16 protein-coding genes are annotated in these 16,280 nt (G+C 58.7%); 9 read left to right on the top strand and 7 right to left on the bottom strand.

What is annotated here, in order from left to right; translation table 11 throughout:
* Nucleotides 1-70: 70 nt before the first annotated feature.
* The 4 genes from NCHU2750_RS06180 (at nucleotide 71) to NCHU2750_RS31135 (ending at nucleotide 2,746) form a co-directional block, all read left to right on the top strand.
* On the top strand, nucleotides 71-937 hold the full coding sequence (locus NCHU2750_RS06180; protein WP_119943027.1) for an ABC transporter permease: 867 nt from the start codon (nucleotides 71-73) through the stop codon (nucleotides 935-937).
* Nucleotides 937-1,764, top strand: coding sequence for an ABC transporter permease (locus NCHU2750_RS06175; RefSeq protein ID WP_119939652.1), 828 nt, complete (start codon nucleotides 937-939; stop codon nucleotides 1,762-1,764). The genes NCHU2750_RS06180 and NCHU2750_RS06175 overlap by 1 nt, the downstream gene beginning before the upstream one ends.
* Nucleotides 1,761-2,522 carry an SDR family NAD(P)-dependent oxidoreductase gene (locus NCHU2750_RS06170; protein ID WP_119939651.1) on the top strand — a complete coding sequence of 254 codons (762 nt, stop codon included), beginning with the start codon at nucleotides 1,761-1,763 and terminating at the stop codon, nucleotides 2,520-2,522. The genes NCHU2750_RS06175 and NCHU2750_RS06170 overlap by 4 nt, the downstream gene beginning before the upstream one ends.
* 92 nt (nucleotides 2,523-2,614) lie before the next feature.
* Complete coding sequence (locus NCHU2750_RS31135) at nucleotides 2,615-2,746, top strand: hypothetical protein (protein WP_256377703.1); 132 nt, start codon at nucleotides 2,615-2,617, stop codon at nucleotides 2,744-2,746.
* Nucleotides 2,747-3,241: 495 nt separating this feature from the next.
* On the opposite strand, the gene NCHU2750_RS06165 is transcribed toward NCHU2750_RS31135, so the two are convergent.
* Nucleotides 3,242-4,264 carry a D-cysteine desulfhydrase family protein gene (locus tag NCHU2750_RS06165; RefSeq protein WP_245480349.1) on the bottom strand — a complete coding sequence of 341 codons (1,023 nt, stop codon included), beginning with the start codon at nucleotides 4,262-4,264 and terminating at the stop codon, nucleotides 3,242-3,244.
* Nucleotides 4,265-4,298: 34 nt separating this feature from the next.
* Nucleotides 4,299-5,951, bottom strand: a complete 1,653-nt coding sequence (locus NCHU2750_RS06160; RefSeq protein ID WP_119943025.1) for an FAD-dependent oxidoreductase — start codon at nucleotides 5,949-5,951, stop codon at nucleotides 4,299-4,301.
* Nucleotides 5,952-6,184: 233 nt separating this feature from the next.
* Between NCHU2750_RS06160 and NCHU2750_RS06155 the strand changes: the two genes are divergently transcribed.
* The gene (locus NCHU2750_RS06155) at nucleotides 6,185-7,177 is read left to right on the top strand and encodes a LysR family transcriptional regulator (RefSeq protein WP_119939649.1); all 993 of its coding nucleotides are present in this window, start codon (nucleotides 6,185-6,187) and stop codon (nucleotides 7,175-7,177) included.
* Nucleotides 7,178-7,193: 16 nt separating this feature from the next.
* Here NCHU2750_RS06155 and NCHU2750_RS06150 read toward each other — a convergent pair whose 3' ends face one another.
* Genes NCHU2750_RS06150 through NCHU2750_RS06135 form a run of 4 tightly spaced genes read right to left on the bottom strand, consistent with a single transcriptional unit; the run spans nucleotide 7,194 to nucleotide 12,443 of the window.
* Nucleotides 7,194-7,931, bottom strand: coding sequence for an aspartate/glutamate racemase family protein (locus NCHU2750_RS06150; protein ID WP_119939648.1), 738 nt, complete (start codon nucleotides 7,929-7,931; stop codon nucleotides 7,194-7,196).
* Nucleotides 7,932-7,946: 15 nt separating this feature from the next.
* A complete protein-coding gene (locus tag NCHU2750_RS06145; protein WP_162939512.1) occupies nucleotides 7,947-8,774 on the bottom strand; it encodes an SDR family NAD(P)-dependent oxidoreductase in 828 nt (275 codons plus the stop codon).
* A 32-nt stretch (nucleotides 8,775-8,806) separates the two neighbouring features.
* A complete protein-coding gene (locus tag NCHU2750_RS06140; protein ID WP_119939646.1) occupies nucleotides 8,807-10,108 on the bottom strand; it encodes an NAD(P)/FAD-dependent oxidoreductase in 1,302 nt (433 codons plus the stop codon).
* A gap of 31 nt (nucleotides 10,109-10,139) precedes the next feature.
* Nucleotides 10,140-12,443, bottom strand: coding sequence for a molybdopterin-dependent oxidoreductase (locus tag NCHU2750_RS06135; RefSeq protein WP_119939645.1), 2,304 nt, complete (start codon nucleotides 12,441-12,443; stop codon nucleotides 10,140-10,142).
* Nucleotides 12,444-12,992: 549 nt separating this feature from the next.
* On the opposite strand from NCHU2750_RS06135, the gene NCHU2750_RS06130 reads away from it, so the two are divergent.
* The 4 genes from NCHU2750_RS06130 to NCHU2750_RS06115 are packed head-to-tail and all read left to right on the top strand — an operon-like array spanning nucleotide 12,993 to nucleotide 16,044.
* Nucleotides 12,993-13,859 carry a transporter substrate-binding domain-containing protein gene (locus tag NCHU2750_RS06130; RefSeq protein ID WP_119939644.1) on the top strand — a complete coding sequence of 289 codons (867 nt, stop codon included), beginning with the start codon at nucleotides 12,993-12,995 and terminating at the stop codon, nucleotides 13,857-13,859.
* A 52-nt stretch (nucleotides 13,860-13,911) separates the two neighbouring features.
* Nucleotides 13,912-14,691 (top strand): amino acid ABC transporter ATP-binding protein, encoded by a 780-nt coding sequence (locus NCHU2750_RS06125; protein WP_119939643.1) that lies wholly within the window; start codon nucleotides 13,912-13,914, stop codon nucleotides 14,689-14,691.
* Between the two features lie 2 nt (nucleotides 14,692-14,693).
* On the top strand, nucleotides 14,694-15,371 hold the full coding sequence (locus tag NCHU2750_RS06120) for an amino acid ABC transporter permease (protein WP_119939642.1): 678 nt from the start codon (nucleotides 14,694-14,696) through the stop codon (nucleotides 15,369-15,371).
* 1 nt (nucleotide 15,372) lies between these two features.
* Nucleotides 15,373-16,044: an amino acid ABC transporter permease gene (locus NCHU2750_RS06115; protein WP_119939641.1), complete on the top strand. Its 672-nt coding sequence runs from the start codon at nucleotides 15,373-15,375 to the stop codon at nucleotides 16,042-16,044.
* Between the two features lie 31 nt (nucleotides 16,045-16,075).
* Here NCHU2750_RS06115 and NCHU2750_RS06110 read toward each other — a convergent pair whose 3' ends face one another.
* On the bottom strand, nucleotides 16,076-16,270 hold the full coding sequence (locus NCHU2750_RS06110; protein ID WP_119939640.1) for a hypothetical protein: 195 nt from the start codon (nucleotides 16,268-16,270) through the stop codon (nucleotides 16,076-16,078).
* Nucleotides 16,271-16,280: the final 10 nt, after the last annotated feature.

Raw genomic sequence — 16,280 nt, 5'->3', positions numbered from 1 at the left:
AAGGCAGGAGAGCGATGAGTTCGTCGCCCTCCGGTCATCACTTGCAAATAGATTGAAGAAGAAATCCACCATGCGTTTCACGATCACGGCCAAGCGCCGTCTTGTGACCGCCGTTCTCGTGGGACCGGCTGGTCTTTGGCTGTTCCTGTTTCTGGTCCTGCCGTTCATCGCGATCTTGGTGTTCGCATTCGGAGAACGAGCACCAGAAGGCGGATATCAGCCCGGATTTACGCTTGCACAATTTGCGGCGCTCGGATCCAGGTCGGGGGCATTCTTGAATACGCTCCTGCTTGCGCCGATTGGCGCCTTCACCTGTCTTCTGGTCGCCTATCCGGTCGCTTATTACTTGGCTATCAAGACACGCCCTGAGCGACGTTTGCTTTTGGTGTCGCTGGTTGTGGTTCCTTTTTGGACCAGCCTTTTGGTGCGCACCTATGCCTGGATGTATTTGCTTGGCGCGCGAGGTATCCCGCATCTTTTTGAGATGATCGGGTTTGACAATATCCGGCTGATCAACACGCCAGGCGCTGTGCTGCTTGGCATTGTCTATGGATATTTGCCTTTGATGATCATGCCGATCTATGTCAGCCTCGAAAAGCTCGACCGACGACTGCTGGAGGCTTCGGCTGATCTTGGCGCAAAGCCCGTGTCGACCTTCTTCGGTATCACTCTGCCTTTGTCGCTCCCGGGTGTGATGACCGGCGTTGCACTTGTCAGTATTCTGCTGCTTGGCGAATATCTGATCCCGCAATTGCTTGGCGGTGGAAAAGTGTTTTTCATCGGCAATGCATTGGTCGATCTTTTCTTGCAATCACGCAATTGGCCGTTCGGGTCGGCCATTGCCGTGACGCTGGTCGGCGTCGTCGTGGTCGTGCTTTTGGTCGCCATGCGGATTGCTTTTCGGGTTGCCGGCACGCGACAGGTGGATCTGGTCTGATGCGCGCGCTGGTAACGACCGTCTATCTCTTTCTCTACACGCCGATCGCATTGGTCGTTTTATTTTCCTTCAATTCCGGGCGCAATGCGAGCGAATTCATTGGTTTTTCGGGCCAATGGTATGGGCGGGCTCTGACGAATACCTTCTTGATGGAGGCCTTGCGAAACAGCGTCATCATTGCGCTTTCGAGTGCCGCCTTGGCGGTGATTTTCGGAACGATGGCGGCAATTGGCATGGAGCGGCTGTCACTGCGGATGCGGGCGGTCTTCGATGGCCTGTTTGCTGCAGCAATCGTTGTTCCGGGCGTCGTCATCGGGATCGCCACGCTGGTAGCATTGGTCGAGGTTTTTGGGCTTATCAATCCGATCATTGCGGCAGTTTGGCCAGCTTCCAACCCGCCTCGATTTGCTTTGGGCTATGGCTCTATCATTGCCGCCCATGGCCTGTTTACGATGGCACTCGTCACGATGATCGTGAAGGCGCGCATTGCAAGCCTTGGGCGCGATATTGTGGAAGCATCAAGCGACCTTTATGCAACGCCGCTTGCGACCTTTCGGCAAATTGTGCTGCCGCAGATCATGCCGTCGATCATTGCCGGCTTCCTGCTTGCCTTCACCTTCTCTTTTGACGATTTCATCATCGCTTTTTTTGTGGCCGGCTCGAACACGACACTTCCGATCTATGTCTTCGCTTCGATCCGGCGCGGAGTGACGCCGGAAATCAATGCAATCGCGACGATGGTTTTGACGGCGTCGCTCATTCTCATCTTCCTTGCGCGCTTTCTGATGCGTGACAAGCAACAAAAAACTGACCAGGAAACACCATGATACTGAAGGATCGCGTCGCTATTGTCACGGGAGCAGGCTCGGGAATAGGTCGGGCCGGTGCGCAGATCATGGCACGTGAAGGCGCCCATGTCGCGGTCATCGACATCAACCGTGACAATGCCGAGCATACAGTTGCCGATATTGTGGCGTCAGGAGGATGCGCCAACGCAATCGCTCTTGATGTGCTGGATGATCATGCGCTTGAAAAGGCGATCGACGCCATCTACGCGCGCCATGGCCGGATCGATATCCTTCACAACCACGCAGGTGCCCAGGTGGCGGGTGGACTTGAAGAGGTGGAGATTGCGGGCTTCGACAGATCCCTTGCCCTCAATGTCCGTGCCCATTTCATGGCATCGCGATTTGTCATGCCTAAAATGAAGGCCGCAGGCCGCGGTGTCATTCTCAATACATCGTCATCATCGGGAGTTCTCTATGACCGCGACATGATTGCTTACACGACGAGTAAACATGCGACCATTGCGATGACCCGGCAAATGGCCGGCGACTACGCCAAATTTGGCGTTCGGGTCAATGCGCTGTGTCCTGGATGGGTCGACACTGCATTTAATGCCCCTTTCATTGCGCAGATGGGAGGCCGTGAAGCGATTGAGGCGTATATTGGCGAGAAGGTGCCGCTCGGGCGCTGGGCCGATGTAGACGAGATTGCAGAGCCGATTCTTTTTCTTGTTTCAGATCGCTCATCCTACATGACAGGTCAGATATTGGTGGTCGATGGTGGGGAAACGATCGCGTGATTTGGGCCGTCAACTGTTCTGCATGGCGAACCGATCCATAGTTCTGGTTGATCTGTTTTTTAATCCGCCCCGGTAAGCGGCGTTGATCAGACATGTCGAACCAACGCTATCTCGGCGTGATTGCCGATCGATACCTTGCGCTTCAGACGGTCAATGTCTTGCGTTCGATCGAGGTGGATCAGGCGACGGCGGTTATCGACACAGTCCGATATGGCCGAGCCTAGGCGATAACGTCACCGTTCAGTCTTCTCGATCAGTCATTTGACGAGCAAGACATCGAGGCCCTGGAATTACCGGACCCGTGCCTACACGACCAATCGATCTCGTTATTCGTCCGGCTGCATTATCAGATTTAGCAAGGACGCTGGCGACGCGATGCCGGCAGCATCTGACGCCGCAGATACAGATGGATCTTTGCCATATCGTTCCGGCTGAGGCGCTGCCTATCGTCTCCAGCAGGACAGATTGATTGTTGGGTTACATTGCCCCCCGCACAGAAACTGAAAATGGCCGCGTGAACCCACTGACGGAGCTTCGTTAAGAACGGGGGAATTACCGGATCTGTGAGGGCGAAGCTGAATGGCATAGCTACTCGACTACGATCCCTGCATAGAGCCGCTGGCTTGCCCTTTTGATCTTTCTAGTCGGCGGGCGGCCATTCCTTTGCAGGTGCTCGACAGGCCGCTGATCAAAAAAATCTGCGACGACCCCATGATTTTCTATTTTCTCGCAGCATCGATGGCGAAGAGTTCTGGATAGGCAAACAGGCCCTGTGCACCGCCGGTATGCCAAAATAGCACCCGGTTTGCGCTAGACAGACTTCCCCGGCGAATGTGGTCGATAAGCCCGGCCATCGCCTTACCGGTATAGACCGGATCGAGCAAAAGCCCTTCGAGGCGTGCGCACATTGTCAGAGCCTCGACAACAGCCTCGGTCGGTTGGCCGTAGCCGGCTCCCACAAAACGGTCGTCGACCACCGCCTGGGGGACCAGCTTGCTATCGTCACCGGCAAGCGCAAGCGTCTCGGTGGCGAGCAGTGCGACTTTTTCTGTTACCTCGGCCTCGTTTCCGGATACGCTGATACCAAGGATGTCAGCAGCGACGTCGTGCAGCTTGGCGCCGGCGACCATGCCGGCCTGAGTGCCGGCGCTGCCTGTACCGAGTACGATGCGATCAAAGGAGACCGACAGCGATGCGCACTGCGTTTTCAGTTCGCGCATCGCCTCGCAATAGCCGAGCGCGCCAACGGCGTTCGAACCGCCGACGGGGACGATGTAAGGGCGGCGTCCCTGTCGGGTGAGATCGTCTGCAACCGCCAGCATCTCTGTCACAAGATCGGTTCCGGCCGCAAACAGATGCATTGACGCACCGAAGATGCGATCGAGAAGCATGTTGCCGCTAGTGGCGTAGGCAGGGCTTCGCGACGGCACGGCCGCGGCGAGGATCAAGGCGCAATCCAGACCGCTCTTTGCCGCCGCCGCCGCTGTCTGCCGGGCATGATTGGATTGCAGCGCGCCAGCTGTGAGAACGATGTCGGCCCCTTGCGAAAGCGCGTCAGCGATCAGGTATTCGAGCTTGCGGGTCTTGTTGCCTCCGCCACCGAGGCCGGTGCAGTCATCGCGCTTGACCCAGATTTCGGGGCCACCGAGCATGGCCGAAAGCCGAGGCAAGGGCTCCAGCGGGGTCGGGAAAAAACCCAGGCTTACGCGATTGGCCGACTTATCGGACGTCATGCTACTCATTGATGGATCCTGTATGTAATAAGATTAGAATGTATCAGGCTTCAGCGGTACGACGGGCGACCATGTCGCGGGCGCAGATGTAGCCCCAGGTCATATGCGGGCCGATCGTCGTACCGGCCGCAACCGATCGTGTTCCGATAGGATTTGCCATGGCGTTGCCGGCGCAGTAGAGGCCCGCAATCACAGTGTAGTCCGGACGCAGGACTTGGCCGTGCTCGTTTGTCCGTGGGCCACCCTTGGTGCCCAAGATGGAGCGGTTCATTGGAATTACGACGAACGGGGCTTTGGTGACGGGCCCAAGGGTTGGATTGCGGTCACCGGATTTCCAGCCACTCCGGAAACGCTCCCAAGGGTTCTCGCCCCTTTTGAAATCGAGATCGCGGCCGGATTCGCAGAAGCCGTTGAAGCGGCTAATCGTCGCTTCTAGCGTCTTCTTGTCGAGACCGGCGATTTCGGCCGCCTTGGTGATGGTGGGAGCGAAACGCATCCAACCCTTGCCACGTAGCGCGTACCAGAGGAACGGCATAGACCGGCTGAGGAAGCGGCGGTCGGCAATCAGCCAAGCAGGAAGATGCTGCATCTCACCGTCTGCCGTCTGCTTATTCAGTGCGTCGCCCAAATTGTAGTCATACTCGCTGATGAAGCGTTTGCCGGTCTGGTCGACGATAAGGGCATGCGGAGCGCTGTGGAAAGCCACCGGCAGTCCGTGCATGCGGCCTTCATAACGTGTCGGCAGCGCGGGATGGACGTTTGCCTGGTCCATCCGGTCCAGAAGAGCACCGGCGCGCAGCGCCATGCGGTGGCCATCGCCGGAATTGGTATCGGGACTGGTCAGCCAATCGGTCGGGCCGGGGAAATGCTCCTGGAACATTTGCTTGTTCCACTCGAAGCCGCCCGTCGACAATAGCACACCGAGCGAAGCGACCGCCGTTCTGACCTTGCCTTCATAACGATATTTGACACCAATTACCGATCCGCTCGGCTCGTTCTGCAATAGGTCCTGCGCCGGCGCATCGAGGCGGATCACGACGCCCTTGTCCAGGCACCCGCGGATCAGGCCTGTCATCAGGGCGTTGCCCTGACCGCAGCTATCAGTGAAAATGCGGCGCAACAGCTCAACGCCAAGCTTGCGGGCGGTTCTGATCGGATGGATATAGGGCGCTGGATCCATCATCTCTTGGTAAGTCATCATATGCGGCAGTGTGGAGCGCCTTAGCTTGCGCTTCATCGGCCCGAGGAGATTGCGGCTCAGCACCTTAGGCGACAGCATTCGGCCACGCACCTTCGCGCCGGGTATGTCGATCATCGGGTCCGGCTCGCCTGTGAGCGCGAAGCGCAACGGGCTGTTGGCCTCGACGAGTTCCAGCATCGGCCCGGCAGCGTAGGCCATCGCCCTCCAAAGGCTGTCGTCGGAATTGCGCCATGCTTCCGGCAGCGCGCCGCGAAGATAGGAGTAAGCCTCTTCTGGACTGTCATCGAGCCCCTCTGCCCGGGCATGATGGTTAGCAGGAATCCATGTGCCAGCTCCCGACATTGCGCTGGTGCCACCGACCCACCTGCTCTTCTCGATCACCAAAACCTTAAGGCCGCCGGTGGCAGCCGTGAGGGCTGCGGTCATTCCAGCTGCGCCCGACCCGACGACGACGAGGTCGAAATTTTCGTGGTCCGTGCTGCTTGCTTGCGTCATGTCCTCGAGCGCCAAATTGTCCCTGATCGATGCGGAGCGCCGATCCGAGGGAGTGGAAGAAAATCACTGCCTCAACTTTAGGCGACTGTTTTCGGTGCCTGAAGATCAATCATTGGCAATTCACTGTTGCGGTCGTTGCAATTATCAGCACTATAAACATACGATACGATCAATGAAATCCAGGGTTGTTATCCGCTGTGGAGGACAGCGGACCCAGAACAAGGCTTATCGAAATGGCAGTCCAAACGAATGAGCGCCCTCCAATCCCCGATACAGACGGTCAAGGGTTCAAACCCAGCACCACTTTCAACCCCGATCGACTCGGCCTGATCGTCGCTTTTGTTACGGTTGCCGAAAAGCTCAGTTTTGCCGAAGCAGCGAGTGTCTTGAACCAGACGCCCTCGACTGTGAGCCGGAAAGTGCTCAAGCTTGAGGAATCTCTGGGGACGCGTCTTTTCAATCGTACAACCCGTACTGTAGCGCTGACTGAAGCCGGTCGCATCTATCATGGACATTGCCGCGGCGTGTTGGACGATTTGACCCAGGCTGACGCGCTGGTTGCCTCTATGAATAGGGAGCCACAAGGCACGCTGCGCGTCAGCCTACCGGTCGCCTTCGGGCATTTGCATATGTCGTCGGCCATGGTGGCCTTCCTGCAGAAGCACCGTAAGATCTCAGTCGATGCGGAGTATTCCGATCGTTTCGTCGACATGATCAATGAGGATTTTGATGTGTCGGTGCGCATCGGAAACCTGCCGGATTCTTCGATTGTCGCCAGGAAGATCGCGACAAACAATCGACTTCTGGTTGCATCCCCATCCTACATCGAAAAATACGGTGTACCGACGTCGCCCGCTGAACTGGCCCATCATCAGTGCGTTCGTTACAGCCTTTACAAGTCGGCGGGCAATATCTGGCGCTTCCGCAAGGGGGCGAGGAACGAAGCGGTCAACATCACGGGAAGCTTTCGCTGTGACAACTCCGAAGCAGTCAGCGAGGTGGTCCAGAGCGGTCTCGGCATCGGACTGGTTGCCGGATACATATGCCATAGGCAAATCGCGGCCGGCGACCTCGTACCCATTTTGCCCGACTGGCAAAGCACGCCGGAATCCAACGTCTATATCTGCTATTCCAGCACGCGCTTCATGTCGACGAAGGTACGATCCTTCGCCGACTTCATGTTCGAGCATTTCAAGACGCCGCCCTGGATGCTGAGCGGCGTCTGAAGATCGAGAGAGCGGCTCAGTAGCCGCCGTCGTAGCTCTTGCGGACGCAGGCGGACCGGACGAAATCGATCATTGTCAGGAAATCGAAGACCGGCAGGTTCACCGCCTGCTGGACGGCCTGCGAATAGAGCGGCAGGTTCGAGCATTCCAGCAGCAGGGCCCCGATCTTGGGGAACTCGCGCACGAGATCCGTTGCCACGGCCACCGTCTCGCGGGCGACTTGCTCGGTATCAAGCGAGCCTTTTTCGTCGAGGATCGCGTGCCGGAAGCCGGGCTGGTCCTGCATCCCGGCAATCCGTACTGTGCGGGTCGGATGCGGGTATGCGCGGGCCAGCAGGTTCGTTGTCAGCCTTGGCTTGTTGGCACAGACCACGCCGATTTCCATGTCCGGGCCAATCAGCGAGGCGATGAACGGCAGTTGCAGCAGGCTCGACATCATGACGGGAACCCCGACTTGGCCGGCGACCTCGTCCTGATACTCGAGCATGTAGCCGCAATCGCTGGTGATCGCCTTGACGCCCTCCGCCTCGAGGGCCTTGGCCGCGGCGATTACCGAGAGGCCGGAGGACGCGTCCGCTTTGTTGATCAGCGCTTCGATAGTGACGTCCCGCACCGTGTGATACAGCACGGGATAGTCGTAGCTCCAGGCATTGCCCACATCCCCCGGAGGAAAGGGATTGGAGCAGTACATCATGATGATGCCGACGTCGTGCCCATAGCTCTGGGCGTGCGGGCGTACCCGGTAGATCGCCATATCGAATGTTTCTCCTCAGGCCTTCTTCGCCGCTGCTTTTTCCTGGCCGACCTTGATCATGTAGCGATAGGGGTCGCTGTTGAAGACCGCGCCACCGGAGACAAGAAGTTTCGCGCCCGATGTATAGGCAGCCTCGTTCGAGGCGAAGAAGACGGCGGCAGCGGCAACGTCTTCCGGCTGGCCGATACGTCCCAGCGGATAGAAAGAGGCGCGATCGGCGCGGATTTCCTCGGTTGTCAGGAAGGGAGCGGTCAGCGGCGTGTCGACGACGCCCGGCGCTATCGCATTGACCCGAATTCCGTATTGGCCGAGTTCGATCGCCATGGTCTCGGTGATGTGGTTGAGCGCCACCTTGCAGGCGCCATAGCAGCCCTCGCCGCCGGGGGCCGGGTTGAAGGCGTCGAGCGAACTCATCAGGATGATGGAGCCGCCCTTGCCGGACTGCTTCATGATCTTGCCGGCGACCTGCGAGCCGTAGATGAAGGATACGAGATTGAGGCGCAGCATGGCGTCCAGCGCGCCGTCCTCGACATCGATCCAGTCGCACATGGCGCCATCGATGAAGCCGCCGGCGTTGTTGACCCAGACGTCGACGGTGCCGAAGGCTTCGACGGCGGCAGCGCCGAGGCGCTCCATGTCGGCCTTCGAGGTGACATCGGTCTTCTGGATGATGATGCGGCCACCCTTGGCTTCGATTTCGCTCTTGAGGCTTTCGAGGTCCGCCAGACCTCGAGCGGCTGCGACGATCGTTGCGCCTTGTTCGGCATAGGTGGTTGCGATGCAACGGCCAAGACCCTTGCCGGCGCCGGTGACGACACAGACCTTACCTTCGAGCGAAAACATGGGCATCTCCTTTTTGATGTTTCTCGTAATACTCAGGAAAACAACGCGGTATTGCGGTAGAAGCGGATCGCGGCATCGTAGCTTTCCATCGCCAGGCGTCGGCGCGGATAGCTTTTCGGCTTGCGGATCGGCAGCGGCGTGTCGATCGCCTCGCCGAGGGCAAGCTTCGCCAGCATGGTGCCGAAATACGTGTTAGGCGCGATACCGCGGCCATTGCAGCCGATCGTACCGAGGATACCGGGCAGTGGCTCGATGAGGTGTGGAAGGCGGTCGACCGACTGGCCGAGCGTGCCCGACCACCGGTAACGCCATTCGAATGCGGGTCCGTCCGGGAAGAGATATCGCATTGCCTTTGCGGCCCAGTCACCTCGGCGCATTTCGCGTGGCAGAAAGCCAATGCAGCCGACCTTCAGGCGACCTTGCGGATCGTAGCGGAAAAACAATGGTATTTTGTGTGTGTCGTAGAGCGAATGACCTTGCGGAAAAATCTTCGCGCGCCATTTCGACGGCAGGGGATCAGTGGCAAAGCCGAATGCACCCAGCGGCATGATTTCGTCACGCATTTCAGGGATCAGGTTGCCCGTATAGGCGTTGGTCGAGACGATGACCTTGTCGGCAAGGATCGAAGAGTGCCCGACCCGTATGCGCCAGTGGTTGCCTTCCGGCTGCAGCGCCTGGACAGGGGTGCCTGCGGCGATCCGCAACCCCTTGGATACTGCGACATTGGCAAGGGCTCTAATGTAGGCGAGCGGCTGAATGGTGAAACCGCGATTGTCCATCATCGCCGCGCCGTAGCGGCTCGAACCGGTCATCGAGAGCAACTCGTTGTCATAAACCATGTTCACCGGGGCGCCGAGCGCTTGCCATGCGGAGGTCTGCGCTTCCAGCATGGCCCTCGTCTTGGCGGAGTGGGCCGCGCGGATGATCGGGCGATAGTCGGCGTAACACTCAATACCGTATGTCTTGATGATGTCGCGCACCATGTCCGGCGCGCCACCCAGTTCCCTGACGAACCGCTGGCCGAATTCGGCGCCGAGATGTGCCTTGATCTCATCGGGTCCGAGGAACTGGCCGGGATTGACCATGCCGGCATTTCGGCCGGTGGCGCCGGCGCCGATGCTTTTTGCCTCGATGAGAATCGTCTTGGCGCCGGCTTCGCCGCACCGCAGCCCGGCAGTCACGCCGTTGAAGCCGCCGCCGATGATGGCGATGTCACAGCGCTCCTGTGCGGCAAGAGGCGTTGACGGCGGATGTGGGCCGGCAGTCGCCGACCACATCGAGTTCTCGATCTCCGGTTCTCTGCCGCTCAGCAAGGGGCGGTCGGTATTCAGCATGCATCTGCCTCCGGAAAAGACGTGTTGACCATCATTCCGCGTTTCTCGCTACCATCGGCGGGGGCATGTGAACGGTGATCGGTGGAAGCGGCGCGTTGTAAGGCTCGATTTCCACGAGGCAGCTTTGCGCCGACGGCCCCTGGGACAGGGCGGACGTGCCGATATCGTGGGTCAAAATATTCGGATTGCCATGCGCATCCATGCTGCCGATTTCGCCGGCATGAACCGGATCGAACCAGGCGCCGGTCGCCATCTGGGCAACGCCGTCCATGACGGCGTCCGAGACGATGAGGCCGGCGAGACATGCGCCGCGATCGTTGAAGACGCGCACGATATCGCCGTCGCGCATACCGCGACGCTCGGCTTCCGCCGGGTTGATGCGGATCGGCTCGCGCTGCCTGATCTTGCTCTTGCGGCTTATTCCGACGGCATCCATTTGCCCATGCAGACGGGTCGCGGGCTGGTTGGTGATCAGATGCAGCGGATAGCGGTCGGACAGCGGCGCGCCACGCCATTCCCGTGCCGGACGCCAGACCGGATGGCCGGGGCAATCATTGTAGCCGAAATCGGCGATGCGCTGGCTGAAGATCTCGATACGGCCGGAGGGTGTGCCGAGCTTGTTGGCAGCCGGGTCGGCCCGGTAGGCCGCGAGCGCGTTGAACGGTTCTTCATTCGGCGGAAATTCCAGATATTCGCCTTGCCAGAAGGCGGAGAAATCGGGCACGACGATGCCGCGGCTCGCCGATTGGACGCGTGCGTCCTCGTAGAGATATTCGAGCCACTCCATTTCGGTGCGCCCTTCGGTGTATTCCTGTCCGAAACCAAGCCGGCTGGCGAGATCCGAAAAGATCCGGAAGTCGTCACGCGCTTCGGCGTAGGGCTCGATGCACTTCTTCATCGCGATCAGAAAACGATCCGAAGACGAGGCGCCTAGATCGTTGCGCTCGATGGTCGTCGTGGCCGGGAAGACGATATCCGCGCGCCGCGCGGTCGCGGTCCAGTGCGTCTCGTGGACGATGACTGTCCGCGGTTTCTGCCATGCGTGGACCAGGCGGTTCAGGTCCTGATGATGATGATAGGGATTGCCGCCAGCCCAGTAGACGAGCTGGATTTCCGGAAGCAGGATCTTTTCGCCGTTATAGTCCAGTTCTTCGCCCGGCTTGAGTAGAAGGTCGGAGATGCGGGCGACCGGGATCGACAGGTTGATGGCGCTCTTGCCGGCGGGCAGTAGCGGCGTCTTGAAGCGCGGCACGGAATTGCCGGTGCCGTTCATCGAGCCGTAGCCGAAGCCGACGCCGCCGCCCGGCAAGCCGACCTGACCGGTCATGCAGGCAAGCGCGATCGCCGCCCAGAAGGGTTGCTCGCCAAAGTCGGAACGCTGCATCGACCAGTTCAGCGCGATGAAGCTGCGACAACGCACGAGGTCGCGCGCCAGCCTCCGCACGGCATCGGCATCGGCACCACAGATGCCTGCGGCCCAGTGAGCATCGAAGGCCGCGCCGCCACGACCGGAGCGGAGATAGGCCTCAAATTGCGGGAAACCCTCGCAATGCGACGCCATGAAGGCTCGGTCGCAGATGTCTTCGACCAGCAGCGTGTGGCACAGGGCTAGAATGAGCGCCGTATCGCTACCGGGGTGGATCGGCATCCATTCGCTCTTGCCGCTGACATCGTCGCGGAGTGGGCTGATGTTGACGATCCTGCGTCCGGCATCCGAGAGGACATCGACCCAGCGTCTCTGGATATGCTCGCCGCAGCCGCCCGATTCAATCTGGGTGTTGCGGTTGGGCAGGCCGCCGAAGGCCAGCATGATTTCCGTGTGCTTGGCGATCTCGCTCCATTGCGTCGTCGGCCCGTAGAGGAACTTGTTGTCGCCGACGATATGCGGCAGAAGCACCATGCCGGCGCCGAAGGAGTAGTTGTTCACCTGTTCGACGCAGCCGCCGAAGCAGTTCAGAAAACGCTTCACCTGGGTCTTGGCATGATGGAAGCGGCCGGCGCTCGACCATCCGTAGGAGCCGCCGAAGATCGCCTGGTTTCCGGCTGTCGACTTGACATCATGCAATGCCTTGGCGGCGAGATCGAGCGCCTCGTCCCAACCGACCTCAACAAAAGGCTCTGCGCCACGCTTCGTGGTATCACTTGCGACCCCATGATCGAGCCAGCCCTTACGAATGGCCGGTCGACGAATTCTGGTTGGGTGATCAAAAGCCTCGACTATGCCCTCGAGGAGGTCCGAAGGTGCCGGGTCCGCCTCGAATGGGACGATGCGTTCAATCCGTCCGTTTTTCGATGCAAGTCTGAAAGCACCCCAATGCGCACTGTTTAGGATCATTTGGTCATCTTAAGGATTGAGGGATCGGCCGGCAGCTTCATGTGAGGTCAACAAGAGCGGGTAGCAAATGCCATCTGGATAGTACGGGGGACATAGGAGGCTGTTAAGAAAGAGGACTGCAATTCATTGTTTCGCATGCTGCACTAATCGCCGTCTCGATTGGGCGAATAGACGGGATGGATCTCAGGCACGAGGTTGCGATACCCGAAAGCTGCGCATCGGAGAGGCAAAAACACCCTCAAATACTGTCCGCCATGCAAATGATTATTGTGCGGGCCGCATCAATCCCGCGTCAAAAACTGTGCATTCGCGGAGGACCTTCAATCAGCGTCTGCAGCATGCCATTGAATTCATTTGTTGATATTTTATTGTGCGGATTTTCTTCCTGATTACAATTTAATCACGCCGCCTTAAGAGGCTGTTAGGACTATCCCTCTGGCGCATAGCTGGGCGCCGTCGCGCCCTTTTCCATTCCGATCCTCTCCCATATCGTTTGCCGGCGTCGGGCGAGCAAAGACCCGAATTGATCGCTTACCGAAGGGAACAGTCATGTTTGAAACTCTCACTCATTCCGGAAGCAACGGCCAGGTTCGGCTCGGCGGCTTCAAGCGTGCTGCCGTCGCTGCCGTCGCTCTGACGGCGTTTGCGCTGAATTTCGCACCGTCCGCCAAGGCAGAGGGCCTCTGGGATGACGTCAAGGCACGCGGCGTGCTGCGCTGCGCCTTTGCATCGGCCCCTCCGTTCGAAATGAAGGACGTCGCCACCGGCGAATACGAGGGCGCTCATCTCGATCTCTGCAAGCAGTTCGCGGATGTCCTCGGCGTCAAGGTGCAGTTCGTCGATACCACTTGGGACAACGTTGTGGCTGGTTTGCAGGCGGGCAAGTGGGACATGGTGCCGGCGCTTGACCGAACCGCCCCCCGCGCACTTGCCATCAGCTTCAGCGACACAGTCAGCGCCAATGAAACGACATTGACCTACCTCAAGACCAGCAAAAAGATCGTCAACCCACCCGCTGACTTGTCAACGATCGATGTTGCCGGCGTACGCATCGGTGTGATCTCCGGCAGCGCCAATGATCGCGCGCTGACCCAGCGCATTAAGAATGCCCAGATAGTTCGTCTGCCGACCTCCGACGCGGTCGATCTCGCTGTTCTCTCGGGCCGTATCGACGTTGCCGCGAAGGCGACCGAAATGAACCTTCTGCTGCAGGCTGCACACCCCGACCAGATCGCTCTTCTCAATCCGGAACCGGCTCTGAGCCGTCTGGGCGTAGGCTTCGGCCTGCCGGCGAACACCTCCTACCACGACATGCAGGTCTTCAATATCTTCATCGAAGGCAAGCGCGGTATGGGCGAAATCGATGCCGCGATGAAGCATTACAGCGAAGTGACCGTCGCTGGCGCCAAGAAGTAATCAGACGCGGCCGTGCCCGAGCGGGCACGGCCTTTCTCCTCAGGAGTTTTGCATGACAGTGCCATTCGTAAATGTCGACGGCTTGACGAAGAGCTACGGCAACAACACCGTAAAGATCTTCAACGGGCTTTCCTTCACGATGGGCGATGACGAGCGGATCGTCGTTATCGGCCCCTCGGGAAGCGGAAAGAGCACCCTTCTGCGTTGCATGATGGGGCTTGAGCAGATCGGTGGCGGTGTCATCTCTCTCAACGGCCAGCCCTATGTCACGGCAAACAAAAAGCCGAGTGGGCCTGCGATCATCGATAAGTCGGTCCGCTCCGATGTTGGCATGGTATTCCAGCATTACACGTTGTTTCCGCATCTCTCCGTGCTTGGGAACCTCATCTTGGCACCGGTCCGCTCACGCGGCGAGGCGAAGGCGAGCGCGAAAGAGCGTGCCATACAATTGTTGAAACGGCTCGGCCTAGAAGACAAGGCGAAGTACAGCCCGAGCCAGCTTTCGGGCGGCCAGAAACAGCGCGTGGCCATTGCGCGCGCCCTTTTGCTCAACCCCAAGATGATGCTGTTTGACGAAGTGACGTCTGCCCTCGACCCAGAACTGGTATCCGAGGTTGAAGGCCTGATGATGGATCTTGCGGCCAACAAGATGCCGATGATGATCGTCACCCACGACATGTGGTTTGCAAAGCGCATCGCAACGCGGCTTATCTTTGTGGCCGGCGGCGTGGTGATTGAGGACGGCCCCCCGGAGCAAGTTTTTTCCAATCCGAAGAATGAGCGGACACGGGCGTTTCTGAAGAACGTCCTTCATATCGAGACGATCAGCTGACCATGGGTACATATCATTTTGACTTCAGCATCGTCGCCCACAGCCTCCCATTCCTGTTGCAAGGCCTATGGATGTCTCTGTGGCTCACGGTCGTGTCCGGAGTAATTGGGCTCATTGCGGGCTTCCTCGTTTGCCTACTCGCGACAAGCAGTTTCCCGCCGCTTCGTTGGGTCGCCGTCCTTTACATCGAGCTCTTTCGCTGCACGCCGGCACTCATCCAGCTCATATGGATCTTCTATTGCGTGCCATTACTATTCAACATTGCTTTTGATCCGGTCCCGATGGCGATCCTGGCACTTAGCCTGAATATCACGGCGTTCAATGCTGAGGCCTACCGCGCCGCGATCCAGGCGATCCCAAGCGCCCACATGGATGCCTGTACCGCGATCGGGCTTTCATCCTTCCAACGTACAGTCTATGTGATCCTGCCGCAGGCCGTGATTGCCGCAATTCCGGTTCTGGTGACCAATACGATCGGTCTGCTGCAGCAGACCGCTCTCGTTGCAGTCGTCGGCATCGCGGACCTTATGTATCAGGGCAAGACGCTGGCCTCGCAGAACTACAGGCCGATCGAAACATTCACTGCCGTCGCGCTGATTTATTTCTGCATATCGCTGCCGACGGCGCGACTGGTCGGCTATCTGGAAAAACGAATTCGCTTCGGCGCGGCGCGAGGGTAGGATGGGTTACAATTTTTCGTTCGCTTACGTCTGGAACTTTCGCGAAGCCTTGCTGCAAGGGCTTGGCGCAACCTTGTTCTATACCGTCCTCAGCCTCGTCTTCGGTCTTGCACTCGGCTTCGTGGCAAGCCTGCTTCGGCAATATGGTGGCCGTGTCCCCGCTTTCATCGCGACGACTTACGTCGAAATCTTTCGTGGCACGCCGGTTCTCGTCCAACTCTTCTGGTTCTTCTTCTGTCTGCCGGCACTTCTCGGTGTCGATCTGGACTCGTCGCTTTGCACGGTGCTCTCGCTGACGCTCTACATGGGCGCGATCTCCTGCGAGAGCTTTCGAGCAGCACTGAGGACGATCGGCCAGGAGCAGCATGACGCCTGCATCGCCCTTGGCATGCGGACTATGCCTTCCATACTTTACGTCGTCCTGCCGCAGGCCATCTTGCGAGCCATTCCGACCCTTCTGTCGAACGTGGTCACGGTTTTCAAGGAGAGCGCACTTGTTTCGGCAATGGGGATCGGGGATCTCATGTATCAGAGCCAAAACATAGCAGACACTACAGGGCGCCCAGTCGAGATACTGACGGTCGCGGCACTGATCTATTTTGTCATCGCGTTTTCGCTCACCCGAATGATCTCAATGTTTGAGAAGCGCCTGTTGTGGCGCATGGCACAATAGCCCGTGTCTACTACTGATTAGAAATGGACCTTCAGGTGACCGGCTTAGTGTGCTGAACAGCTACGAAACGCAATATTACGCGCGCCTCATCCAAGGACGCAGCCTGGTGATGCGCCATCAGATCACGGCTCAGCACCATGTCAGGAACCTGAGTAACCTTCGTCACCCGTACTGTAAGTGCAGCTTTTACGCCTAGATCACTGTCATCCAAGGCAACACCGTCCATTGGCGCCAAT

Origin of the sequence: Neorhizobium sp. NCHU2750, assembly GCF_003597675.1 — a bacterium.
GTDB lineage: Bacteria > Pseudomonadota > Alphaproteobacteria > Rhizobiales > Rhizobiaceae > Neorhizobium.
The sequence above is the reverse complement of the archived record's forward strand: the minus strand, read 5'-3'. Positions and strand labels throughout refer to the sequence as shown.